Source organism: Rickettsia canadensis str. McKiel, assembly GCF_000014345.1.
Lineage (GTDB): Bacteria > Pseudomonadota > Alphaproteobacteria > Rickettsiales > Rickettsiaceae > Rickettsia > Rickettsia canadensis.
The window spans coordinates 137051-149541 of the sequence record NC_009879.1; the positions used below are offsets into that span (position 1 = coordinate 137051).

A 12491-nucleotide genomic window follows, 5' to 3' on the forward strand; every position below is an offset into this window, starting at 1 on the left:
ATTAATACAATAATTATATGTTGCTGTACGGCGCAGGCATGACATAGTTAAGAGCCATGTAACAAATGTTACTTATTAAATAATTAAGAGATTATGCAAATAGATACAAAAACAAACACTAATAAAACAACTGCTCAAGAATGGAAATCTTTTGCTTTTGTAGTATGTATCGCTTTACTGATTAGAATACTTATTATGGAGCCGTTTACTGTTCCAACAGGTTCTATGAAAGCAACCATACTTGAAAATGATTATATATTTTCTACTAAATATAGTTATGGTTATAGTAATTATTCTTTATCTTTCTTTGATTTTATTCCTCTTTTTAAAGGGCGAATATTTGCTTGTGAACCAGAGCGTGGTGATATTGTAGTTTTTCGTCCACCTAATGATATGAGTGTTAGATATATAAAACGCTTAATAGGATTACCGGGCGATAAAATTCAATTGATTGACGACATAATATATATTAACGATAAAAAAATAGAACGCACGGAAGTTGGAACTTATATAAGTGAAGAAGGAAGAAAATATTTGAAATTTAAAGAAACTCTGCCAAATGGTAGAACATATTTTTCGTATAAGCTCGCCCCTATTTTTGGTGTTATATCTGATGATAGATACGGTAATACGGACGTTTTTTATGTGCCGGAGGGAAAATATTTCTTTTTAGGGGATAATAGAGATCAATCAAATGATAGTAGAGTAAATCTTGGATTTGTACCGTTTGAAAATTTTATTGCTAAAGCACAATTTATTTGGTTCTCAACAAAAATAACTTGGTGGGATAATGATATAGGAGTTATTAATCTAATATTAAAGTTAAAGCCTTGGATTGAGTCTGTTAGGTTGAATAGAATTTTTAGAAATCTTTATAATACGGATGAATAATGTCATCATTTAACGAATTAGAAAAATTACTAGGCTATAGTTTCAAAAATAAAGAGCTTTTAATAGAGGCGTTAAGTCACCCGTCTTTAAGACAGCATCACGAGTACAAGGATAATAAAGATTATGAACGATTAGAGTTTTTAGGTGATGCTGTATTAAATTTAGTAATCACGAAAATTTTATTTAGTAATTTTGCAAGTTATAATGAAGGGAATTTAGCTAAAATTAGATCATATTTGGTTTGCAAAGAAACAATATGTATGGTTGGGGCTAAGCTTGCTTTAAAAGATTATATAATTATGACTTATGGTGAAGAAGTAGCAGGGGGGCGTGATAACCCTAATAATATAGAAAATGCTACGGAAGCTTTGATTGCAGCTATATATCTTGATAGCAATATTGAAACAACCCATAATATTATCGGGCAATTATGGGCAGAATTTATAAAAGTTCAGAATTTAACGGATTATGATCCAAAAACTGCTTTACAAGAATGGGCTCAAGCTAGTGATCATCACCTACCTATATACTGTCTGATAAAAAGAGAAGGAGCTGCTCATTCATCAACTTTTACTGTTCTTGTGAAAGTAAAAGATTATGAACAAATCGGTATAGGTTACTCGATAAAAGAAGCAGAGAAAAACGCAGCAAGAAGCTTATTGCATAGGCTTAAAAATGACTAAACAAATTCAGAAAACGGTTTCTGTTTGTATCATCGGTAGGCCAAATAGTGGTAAATCGACTTTATTAAACAGAATAATTGGTGAGAAGCTTTCTATAGTTACGCCCAAAGTTCAAACAACTAGGTCAATTATTACGGGCATTATTACCTTAAAAGATACACAGGTAATTTTGTATGACACGCCTGGTATATTTGAGCCGAAAGGAACACTTGAGAAAGCGATGGTTAGATGTGCGTGGTCAAGTTTACATAGTGCGGATTTAGTTATGTTGATTATTGATAGTTTAAAACCGTTTGATGATGTAACACATAATATTTTAGATAAGCTTTGCTCACTTAACATTGTACCGGTATTTTTATTGAACAAAATAGAGATTGAATCAAAATATCTAAATAACCTTAAAGCTTTTTTAACGGAAAATCATCCTGATAGTTTGCTTTTTCCTATTTCTGCTTTATCAGGCAAAAATATTGATCGATTGCTTGAATATATAACAAGTAAAGCAAAAATCGCTCCTTGGCTTTATGCAGAAGATGATATAACGGATTTACCGATGCGTTTTATTGCAGCAGAAATTACAAGAGAACAGTTATTTTTAAATTTGCAGCAAGAACTTCCATATAAATTAACCGTGCAAACAGAAAAATGGGAAGAGCTTAAAGACAAATCCGTAAAAATTAATCAAGTTATAGTAGTTGCAAGAGAAAGCTATAAAACTATAATCCTTGGTAAAAATGGCTCTAAAATCAAAGAGATTGGAGCTAAATCCCGTATGCAAATGGAGCAGTTTTTTAGCTGTCCTATTCATTTATTTTTGTTTGTTAAGGTACGTGAATTATGGGAGAATAATCAAGAATTTTATCAGTATATGAAGATATGAAAGTATGTCATTCCTATGAAATTGGGAATCGAGTAAAAATGTATTATGGTCAACCCCGTGGCTTAACCACGGATTCCATAAATACAAAACTAGATGTCGTGGATTAAGTCACGGTATGAGACTATGGAAAGCTGGATTCCTGCTTTCGTAGGGCTAACATCGGAATCGTGTATAAAAAATAAAATAATAACTATGATAGTACTTGGCATTGATCCAGCACTTGGGAGTCTTGGATGGGCGGTGGTTGTAAGGCAGTCGACAAAATTGAAATATTTAGCCAGCGGCACGATAAAGACAAATAGCAAAGATGAAATTCATCATAGGCTTGCTTTTATCAATATTACTTTAGAAAAAGTAATATTAGAATATCAGCCAAATATGGCAGCGATTGAAGAAATATTTGTTAATACTAATAGCCTTACTTCTTTAAAACTCGGCTATGCTAGAGGTGTGATAATGTCGCTGATCGGTAGATATAATTTGGGTTTACGAGAGTTTAAGCCAAATATGGTAAAAAAAAGCGTAACAGGATATGGTCATGCAGAGAAAGAACAAATTTTGCATATGATTAAACTCTTATTGCCTGGAACTTCCTTAATTACTAACTCTGATGAAGGTGATGCCATAGCAATCGCTTATACTTGCCTAGTTACAAAAAGTTATTAAAATGAATCCAATAATAATATTAGTTGCACCGCAAATGGGTGAAAATATTGGTGCTACTGCAAGAGCAATGAAGAATTTCGGTCTAAATGAGCTTAGAATCGTAGCACCAAGAGACGGATGGCCAAATGAGCAAGCACGCAGCAATGCAGTTGGAGCAGTCAATATTATAGATAATACAAAAATTTATGATAACTTAGAGGACAGTATTAAAGATCTCGAATATTTATACGCTACTACTTGCATTAAAAGGGCTATGAATAAAGATTATGTATTTTCACAAAATTTGTCTTTAGATTATCCAAATTCTGCAAAAGTCGGGATAATGTTTGGGCGGGAAAATAACGGGCTTAGTAATGAAGAGATTTCACTTGCCAATAAGATTATCACTATTAACACAACTGAATTTAGTTCGTTAAATATTGCTCAAGCAGTGATTATTATATGTTATGAATTGTTTCGTAATTTTACGCTTAGAGAGGATATACATAATATTCAAAAATTAGCTACTAAAGAAGAAATAGAGCATTTTTTAACAAATTTATTCGGCAAACTTGATAAACTCGGATTCTTCAAGGCTCCCGACAAAAAGCCTGCTATGCAGCAAAATATCACCAATATATTTACACGTATCAATAACCTCTCTTCCCATGAAGTTCAAATACTGCAAGGCATCATAAAGTCTTTGTATACTTGATGAACTTCAAAATTGGCTACATCCGTTCTATAAGAGCTGTGGTACTCACGATTAATATACGTTCTGCGCCTAGCTATGCACTCCTTGCTCTTTTTGACGTTGATCTTTGTATTCTGCTAGGAATATACCATTCTTAAAATGACAGGTATTTATTTTATCAAAGATTTAATAATTTCAGCTACTCGCTCTGATTCATTTAAAGATTTATAATTATATTCTTCTAGAGAAATAACTGACTCATCAAAAATTCTTGCTATTTTTTGTTCTACTAATTGCTTTATAAAAATCTTATGTTTTGAGGAATTAAAGTTTGGTGGGTGGAATATATAAAGAGGCTTACCACTTGAAGCTGCTTCGCTACACATTGAAATCGAGTCAGCTGTAACTATTATGTACTTCGCATTAGCAAGCATAGCGATATAAGGGTTATAGCCTATGTCTTTGTTCGGGTCATAAATAATTGTGGAAGATGGCATATTATTTTTAATAATGGACTTTACTTCTAGAGGAGTACGTCTACTGAAACTAATAAAAAAAGGTATTTTTTGATTAGTATATATTTTATTTAGTAGTGAAGAAAATAAAATTGCTTCATCTTTATTAAAATTAAATTTTTTATTATTTCCGCCTATTATCACTGCAATAAATTGTTTAAGATCAGGATAATATTTTTGTAGTTCTAAACTTACAGCAGCAAACTTATCGGTTACGTTGTTGATAGCTCCGTTGATGGCGATTATGTTTTTGTGTTTGATGTCATTCCCGCGAAAGCTGGAATCCACTTTGTCATATCGTGGCTTAACCACGATATCTAGAAAATAATTTATAGTATTAATTATTTTAGAATTTTTACTGGATCCAGCTATCAAGTTACGAGATGACGATAGGTGACAATCATGATAAGGTAGGATAACGGCATCAAATATATTATAAGGAAGATTAGGCTGCATTATTTGTATTAACTTTATATCTTTAAATTTCTTTTTTAAGTAAAATGCCAGTACTGTCGTTCTCCTTCCGGCGGCAATTATCATGTCAGGTAGGGATTGATCCAAAATATCTTGCAATAGTTCACTTTTTATATGAATAGGATAATATTTTAATAAAAAGTTTGGCAGCTTAGCTAAACAATTATATTGAAGTTTAATTAAAGTATAATCTGTAGCTAATTTTTCTGCAAGTGCAATAGCCTGATGTGTGTTGCCTGTTCTCTCATCTGTCAATACGTATATTTTCATGATAGATATTTTTCTAAAGGTAATGTTAATAAGTCTGTAAGGGGTAGTGATTTATCACAAGCATCGGCTATTTGCAGTGTGATTGGGATTTGAGCCATTAAAGGTATATTATATTTTTGTGATAAATGGTGGCCACTATTATCTTCAAGCATATAGCTCATATTTTCAATTATTCCCAGTATCGGCAGTCCTAATTTTTGATATAAATCGATAGAGCGTATTACATCTATTTCTGATATTTTTTGTGGAGTAGTTACTATTATTACGCCGTCTAAATGATAATTCTCTAAGATACTTAAATGAATATCACCGGTACCGGGAGGCATATCGATAATTAAATAATCAAGGTTATCCCATTTTGTTACTGATAATAATTGATAAATGGTCTTACTTGCCATAGGGCCGCGCCAAATAATTGCTGAATAGTCTTTAACAAAAAAGCCTATAGACATAATTTGAATAGTAGATATCTTTCCAAACTTTAGTTCTAGAGGTAATTTGTACGTCGATCCGGTACTCGCATCCTTACATACTTCCTTGTATGTTGTGGTGCTGTGTTCCGTGTTTCCTTCAAATTCCTCTCTATAAGCGAATTTTGAAAGATATCTATTTTTTGCTGTTATAGGTATTATTTGTCCTTTAATGGTTTTCGGCACTTCGTTAATGCCAAATATGTGAGGTATTGACGGACCGTAAATATCGGCGTCTACTATCCCGACTCGGTAATTTTCTAGACTTAACTGCTGAGCAATAAGAGCCGATATTGTAGATTTTCCGACTCCACCCTTACCTGACGCTACTAAGATAATTTTTTTTACGTTTTCTACAAAATGTTTTGGTTTTTGAGATTTTCGTTCTGAAGTTTTGTGGCTTGTAAAAACAATTGTTATATTACCTATTTCGGAAATTTTGTTAAGTTTATTAATTGCTTTAAGTCTGATTTCTTCAGCTTCTAACTTTGTTTTACCTGATATATCTATTGAGAAACCTATATTATTATCCTTAATTACAATATCCGATATAACTTGTTTTAAAAAAGTACCGTCTTTAAAAGTAATATTCTGAATCTTATCGATAATTTGTCTTTGGTGTAATTTCGCCATAATTAAATTTCCTTTTTAAGTCTATATAAAGCTCGTAACTTGACGTTATATACTATAATATATATAATTATCTAATCTTTAAAATAATATAAAAAAGCAAATGCTTAATAAAAAATATATCTTGATTTTAAAAAAATCCCCATGGCAAGATTTTGATTCTAATAAAGTCGATAACATATTCACAAGACCCCGTAAAAATCAATTTAATTTTGATAAATTTCAATTCCAGTTTAATTTCAATGCTAAAACAATAATTTTAGCTATTGTTGTGGTGGCTGCTTTATGGCTTGCTTCCGGTATTTATGAAATAAAAGAAGGTGAAGAAGCAGCAGTGATAAGGTTTGGACGCTTTGTACGTAAGGGCTATCCAGGGCTTAATTATCATTTACCTGCTCCTTTTGAAAAGATAATAGTTGAGAAAGTTAAACAATCACGCCGAATTGAGATTGGTTATCGTACAAATAGCTCAATACGTAGCGGTGGTGATAATACTAAAAATATTGCTGGTGAAAGTATAATGCTCACCGGTGATGAAAATATCGTTGCTTTAAATTGTGACGTAATGTGGCATATTAATAATCTTGAAGATTTTATTTTTAATGTACAAAGACCTGAAGAAACAGTAAAAGCAACAGTAGAAAGTGCCGTTAGGGAAGTAATAGGGAATACTCCTATTTCTTGGGTATTATCAGATCAAAAGCAAGAAATTACTTATAAGATAGAGAAATTAGCACAAAAGATATTGGATAGTTATAATGCTGGTGTTATGATTGAGAAAGTACAGTTATTGAAAGCCGAACCACCTGCTGAAGTAATAGACGCTTATAGAGACGTGCAAACTTCAAAGGCTGATAAAGAGAAAGAAATAAATCAAGCTCAAGCCTATAATAATAAAATTTTACCGGAAGCTAGAGGAGCAGCTGCAAAGATTATACAAGAAGCAGAAGGTTATAGAGAAGAAGTAATATCAAAAGCAGAAGGTGATAGCCAAAGATTTAATGCTATTTATAAACAATATACTACAGGTAGGCAGGTAACGAGAGATAGGTTATATTTAGAGGTAGCTGAAGAGATATTAAGTGGTTCAAATAAAACAATTATTAATAATGTACTGCTACCACATATGGCTATTAAACCATAGGGTACTATGTCCATTTCCACTTTGGTGGAAAATCACTTTGTCATACTATGGCTTGACCACGGTAAAAAATACTGGATCTATCTCACAAGTCATGGGATGACAATCAGGAAACTGATCAATGCAACAAAGTCCTTTCGCAAGAATGACATTTAAATAACAAGGAATATTAAATGCAACAAAAGGTTTATTATATAATTTTTACAATTGTTTTCGGGCTGATGCTGATTTCTAGCTCCTTATTTTCAGTTGACCAACGTCAATCTGCTGTGGTATTCCAGTTTGGTGAGGCGGTTAGAACTATAGAAAATCCAGGGCTGCATATTAAAATTCCGTTTATTCAAAATGTAGAGTTTTTTGATAAACGTCTTTTAGATGTTGAGGTTGAGGCAAAAGAATTAACAGCTGCTGATGGTAAACGAGTTATTGTTGATGCTTACGCCAAATTCCAAATTAATAATCCGGTAATGTTTTATAAAACAGTGCATAATTATCAAGGAGTAAAAATTAGATTGACTCGAAATCTTGAGTCGTCGATGCGTAAGGTGATAGGTAAAATTTCGCTCAGTACTCTTTTAAGCCAAGAGCGTAGTAACGTAATGTTAAATATCTTAAACCAAGTGGACGGAGAAGCTAAAAGTTTTGGTATTAATGTTGTAGATGTTAGAATTTTAAGAGCAGACTTGCCACAAGAAAATAGTGCTGCTATTTATCGTCGTATGCAAACGGCACGTGAAAAAGAAGCTACACAAATTAGAGCAGAAGGACAAGAAGAAAGCGTGCGTATTCGTTCAAAAGCAGATAAAGAAAGTAAAATAATACTTGCTAAAGCTTATAGAGATGCACAAATTATTAAAGGTGACGGCGATGAGAAAGCAGCAAAAATATATAATGCTGCTTATTCAGTCGATCCAGAATTTTATAAATTTTATAGATCACTTTTAGTATATAAAAATTCTTTAAAGAAAGAAGATACTAAGTTTGTAATCTCACCTGAGGCTGAAGTTTTTAAATATTTAAATTTAGCTAAGTAGTAATAATTATGCACCCCAAAATGTTTAAATATATTTTTGCCGTAATAGTTATAATTTTATTAAACAATGCTGTTTTAGCAAAAGAGAACATTAAAAAACCAGGAAAAATTTTAGAAGAAAATGAGTTTACAGAAATAAATTCTGTCCCTTTAAAAGTAAGTGAAGCTGCTCGTTATAGCTTTGCTGATATAGTGGAGCCGTTAATTCCTGCAGTCGTTAATATTTCAACGATAGAATATGTGAATAGTAAATCAGAAAATGCCGAGAAAGATCCTCTGCAAGAAAAAAAACCTTTAGACTTCATTAATGATTTTTTAGAACGGCTTAATATACCGCTGAATTTGGAAGAAGTGGATCAAAATCCTAAAAATGTTCCACTTGGCTCAGGATTTATTATTGAGCCTAACGGCTTAATAGTGACAAACTATCATGTAATTGCAAATGTTGAGAAAATTAATATAAAACTTGCAGATAATACTGAATTACCTGCTAAATTAATAGGTAGCGATACTAAAACCGATTTAGCTCTCTTAAAAATAGATCGCGAGGAGCCTCTACCTTTTGTTGAGTTTGGAGATTCAAATGATGCAAGAGTAGGTGATTGGATTATTGCAATCGGTAATCCGTTCGGTAATCTAGGGGGCACAGTTACTGCTGGTATTATTTCTTCTAAAGGTCGGGATATTGATATAGATACGGATAATATAGTTGATAATTTTATTCAAACGGATGCTGCAATTAATAACGGTAATTCCGGCGGTCCTATGTTTAATTGGGATCAGAAAGTAATCGGCGTAAATACGGCAATTTTTTCACCGCTCGGTACTAATATAGGTATCGGTTTTGCAATACCGTCAAATACTGCAAAGCCTATAATCGAGCGCCTTAAGAAAGACGGTAAAATAAATAGAGGACGTCTTGGAGTAACAATACAAGATTTAACTGAGGAAATTTCTGAAGGGTTAGGTCTTAAAGATACTAGTGGGGTGTTAGTGGCTAAAGTACAAAAAGACGGCCCGGGCGATAAAGCAGGTATTAAAACAGGCGATATAATAATAGAGTTTGCAGGTATACCGGTTAAAAATACTAAAAAATTACGTGTCATTATTGCAGATGCTCCTATTGATCAGGAAGTAAAAGTAAAAATACTTCGTGACAAAAAAGAGTTTGAATTACCTATTAAGGTTACTGCAGATAATGAAGAAATTAACAAAGATTTAGCAGAACGAGTAAATAAAGAAGCGGTAACAAATAAAGGAGACAATAATTTATCTATTACTAAAAATAATATTACTTTTAGTAATTTGACTCAAGAATTAAGACAAAAATATACTATCCCTCAGGATAAAACGGGAGTAGTTATAACCAATATTAATGAAGAAGAAAACAGTTTCAAAATTGGTGATCTGATAACCAATGTTAATCAAGAAAACATAGAGGATATAAGTAAGCTAGAACAATTATATGAAAATGCTAAAAAATCGAATAAGCAAAATATTTTACTCTTGATTGAAAGAGGCGATCGTTATATGTTTGTACCGCTGCAGGTGATGTGATTAACTGTCATATACAGTGGTCAAGCCACGGATGACACCGGAGTGTTTTTCAATAGGCATACCATAATAATCGTTAAAAATAACATTAAAAGTTATGAATGAAAAAATAGCAATTTTAAGTACATATAGTTTTGTTAATATAGAAGAACCAGCGAATTTAATACCAAAGCTTTTGCTTATCGCTAAAAGAAAATATGTTAGAGGTACTATTTTATTATCAAAAGAAGGTTTTAACGGTTCTTTTTCAGGTTCATATGAAAATGTAAATCTTGTACTTGAAGAATTGATAAAGCTAACCGTTCCCAAAGATGTTAACGTTAAAATAAATTATAGTGATCTTCATCCTTTTCAGAAATTAAAAGTCAGACTTAAGAAAGAGATTGTAGCGATGAATGTCGATGATTTAAATGTTGATTTATTTAAGGGCGAATATATAGAGTCGAAAGATTGGGATAGTTTTATTACAAAACAAGATGTTATAGTAATAGATACTCGAAATGATTATGAAGTAGAGATCGGTACATTTAAATCGGCAATTAACCCATATACGAAAACATTTAAGCAGTTTCCGGCTTGGGTTCACCAGAATGAGAAATTACTTAAAGGCAAGAAGATTGCTATGTTTTGTACCGGCGGTATTAGATGTGAAAAATCCACTAGCTTACTTAAAAGTATAGGCTATGATGATGTATATCATTTAAAGGGTGGTATATTGCAGTACTTAGAAGATACGCAAAATAAGAATAATTTATGGCAAGGCGAGTGCTTTGTTTTTGATGATAGAAGAGCAGTGGAAGATGATTTATCACCTTCTGAACGGCATACTCGTCTACCTTCCACCTAATTTTTTATTATGTTCAATAGCATGACTAAAACAAAACAGGAAATTTATAATAAGCGTCCTATTTCACCGCATTTAAGCATATATAAAATGCAGATAAGTTCTACGTTGTCAATTTTGCATCGTATAACTGGTGTAGCTTTATTTTTTGCAGTATCAATTTTAGCGTGGTGGTTGATTCTTAGTAAATATGACAATAATTATTTGTATCTTGCTAGTTGCTATATTATAAAAATATGCTTAGTAGCCGTTAGCTACGCTTGGTTTTATCATTTATGTAATGGTATTCGTTATTTATTTTGGGCTATCGGTTATTGCTTTTCTATAAAAGCAGTTAATATCACGGGTTGGTGTGTGGTTATATGTTCTACATTATTAACTATATTGTTATGGGTTTAAGCTATATGTTGTTGTAGGAATTATGAAAACTCCTTTACCTGAATGCTCTCTTAAAATTAGGGCAAGGCTCAATTTTATAGTGCAGCAAATTCTAGATATTTCATAAGATATAAAATCACCATGATTATCTTATATGGATCATATGCTAGAGGCAATTGGGTACGTGATTGAGTTAATAGTTATCATAGTGATCTCGATATTTTAATAATACTAAGAAAAGGTAAGTATAAGGTATATGCTAATTTAAGATTCGAAGATAATATCTCTGATGATTCAGAAATATCCATAATTCTTGAATCAATATAGGAAGTAAATACTCAGCTTGAGAAAGGGTGTTATTTCTTATCAAACAAGAAATATTGCTGTTATATGATCGTGGTGAATTTATTTTAAGCGAAGCTAAAGATTTACCTTGGAGTGAGGAAATTGCTAAAGATTGTTATGAAAAGTAGTTTAAAAGTGGATGTAGGTTTTTGATTGATGACAAATATCAATTTGAAAGTGGTAAGTTAAACAAAAGTGCTTTTTATCTTCATCAAGCTATGGAAAGTTTTTATAGTAGTATTTTATTAGTTTTTTCAAATTATAACCCTAAGCTGTATGAGATCAAAAAGTTAGGTAGTAGAGTAAAAATTATAATAGTGAGCTATTGCAAGTGTTTTCTATAGCAGCGGCAGAGCAAAAAGAATGTTTTAAATTACTTTGGAAAGCTTACGTCGATGTAAGATATAATAAAAACTATAAACTTGACCAAAGAACAGCTTTTATATTTAATGGCAAGAGTTAAAAAGCTAAAACAAATAACAGAAAAATGTGTTTAGAGAAAATTAATGGTATATGATTTTAAAGTGGAAATTGTAAAAGCAAAGGCCAGCGGTTCTGCTAAAAGCGGTTCTCATCATTGGTTATTACAAAGGGTTACAGCGATTATATTAGCTTTATGTTCTATATGGTTAATATATTTTACCTTAACTAATAAAAGTAGTGATTTAAGTATCATTATGTGGGAGCTTAAAAAACCTTTTAATGTAGTAGCATTATTAATTACGGTCATTATTTCTTTATATCATGCTATGATCGGTGTGCAGATAGTAATAGAAGATTATATAAGATGCAATAAATTACTTAATACATTAATTATAGTAGTAAAATTATTCTGCTTAGTTACTATTGCAGCTTTTGTGACAGCTATGTTTTATAAGGGGTGATTTAGTTATGTTCAGTGTCATCTCACACCTTGATCGTGGTATCAAGAAAAAATCACTAATAAGTAGTGTTATTATTAACTGGACCCCATGGTCACAAGCCACCGGGGGTAACAATTGAGAAACCTTACGTCACAATACTTTCTCGCAAGGACTGTTGATA

General features: G+C 31.9%; 13 protein-coding genes. 11 read left to right on the forward strand and 2 right to left on the reverse strand.

Annotated features, from left to right (window positions below; translation table 11 throughout):
- Window positions 1-93 precede the first annotated feature (93 nt).
- The 5 genes from lepB (at window position 94) to A1E_RS00560 (ending at window position 3814) form a co-directional block, all read left to right on the forward strand.
- On the forward strand, window positions 94-891 hold the full coding sequence (gene lepB / locus A1E_RS00540; RefSeq protein WP_012148266.1) for a signal peptidase I: 798 nt from the start codon (window positions 94-96) through the stop codon (window positions 889-891).
- Window positions 891-1574 carry a ribonuclease III gene (gene rnc / locus A1E_RS00545; protein WP_012148267.1) on the forward strand — a complete coding sequence of 228 codons (684 nt, stop codon included), beginning with the start codon at window positions 891-893 and terminating at the stop codon, window positions 1572-1574. Before lepB ends, rnc begins: the two co-directional genes overlap by 1 nt.
- The gene (era, locus tag A1E_RS00550) at window positions 1567-2454 is read left to right on the forward strand and encodes a GTPase Era (RefSeq protein WP_012148268.1); all 888 of its coding nucleotides are present in this window, start codon (window positions 1567-1569) and stop codon (window positions 2452-2454) included. Before rnc ends, era begins: the two co-directional genes overlap by 8 nt.
- A gap of 192 nt (window positions 2455-2646) precedes the next feature.
- Window positions 2647-3120 carry a crossover junction endodeoxyribonuclease RuvC gene (gene ruvC / locus A1E_RS00555; RefSeq protein ID WP_041405263.1) on the forward strand — a complete coding sequence of 158 codons (474 nt, stop codon included), beginning with the start codon at window positions 2647-2649 and terminating at the stop codon, window positions 3118-3120.
- A gap of 1 nt (window position 3121) precedes the next feature.
- Window positions 3122-3814: an RNA methyltransferase gene (locus A1E_RS00560; protein ID WP_012148270.1), complete on the forward strand. Its 693-nt coding sequence runs from the start codon at window positions 3122-3124 to the stop codon at window positions 3812-3814.
- Between the two features lie 149 nt (window positions 3815-3963).
- On the opposite strand, the gene A1E_RS00565 is transcribed toward A1E_RS00560, so the two are convergent.
- Together A1E_RS00565 and A1E_RS00570 are read right to left on the reverse strand one after the other, a co-directional pair.
- Window positions 3964-5052: an ELM1/GtrOC1 family putative glycosyltransferase gene (locus tag A1E_RS00565; RefSeq protein WP_012148271.1), complete on the reverse strand. Its 1089-nt coding sequence runs from the start codon at window positions 5050-5052 to the stop codon at window positions 3964-3966.
- On the reverse strand, window positions 5049-6155 hold the full coding sequence (locus tag A1E_RS00570; RefSeq protein ID WP_012148272.1) for a P-loop NTPase: 1107 nt from the start codon (window positions 6153-6155) through the stop codon (window positions 5049-5051). The genes A1E_RS00565 and A1E_RS00570 overlap by 4 nt, the downstream gene beginning before the upstream one ends.
- Window positions 6156-6255: 100 nt before the next feature.
- Here A1E_RS00570 and hflK point away from each other — a divergent pair, with 100 nt between their 5' ends.
- From hflK to sdhD, 6 genes are all read left to right on the forward strand, one after another.
- Window positions 6256-7296 (forward strand): FtsH protease activity modulator HflK, encoded by a 1041-nt coding sequence (hflK, locus tag A1E_RS00575; RefSeq protein WP_012148273.1) that lies wholly within the window; start codon window positions 6256-6258, stop codon window positions 7294-7296.
- Window positions 7297-7466: 170 nt separating this feature from the next.
- On the forward strand, window positions 7467-8327 hold the full coding sequence (gene hflC, locus A1E_RS00580; protein WP_012148274.1) for a protease modulator HflC: 861 nt from the start codon (window positions 7467-7469) through the stop codon (window positions 8325-8327).
- 20 nt (window positions 8328-8347) lie between these two features.
- On the forward strand, window positions 8348-9883 hold the full coding sequence (locus A1E_RS00585; protein ID WP_012148275.1) for a Do family serine endopeptidase: 1536 nt from the start codon (window positions 8348-8350) through the stop codon (window positions 9881-9883).
- A gap of 94 nt (window positions 9884-9977) precedes the next feature.
- Entirely contained in the window at window positions 9978-10727 is a 750-nt protein-coding gene (gene trhO, locus A1E_RS00590) for an oxygen-dependent tRNA uridine(34) hydroxylase TrhO (protein ID WP_012148276.1), read from the forward strand.
- A 21-nt stretch (window positions 10728-10748) separates the two neighbouring features.
- Window positions 10749-11123, forward strand: coding sequence for a succinate dehydrogenase, cytochrome b556 subunit (gene sdhC, locus A1E_RS00595; protein ID WP_012148277.1), 375 nt, complete (start codon window positions 10749-10751; stop codon window positions 11121-11123).
- Window positions 11124-11953: 830 nt separating this feature from the next.
- A complete protein-coding gene (sdhD, locus tag A1E_RS00605; protein ID WP_012148279.1) occupies window positions 11954-12331 on the forward strand; it encodes a succinate dehydrogenase, hydrophobic membrane anchor protein in 378 nt (125 codons plus the stop codon).
- Window positions 12332-12491: the final 160 nt, after the last annotated feature.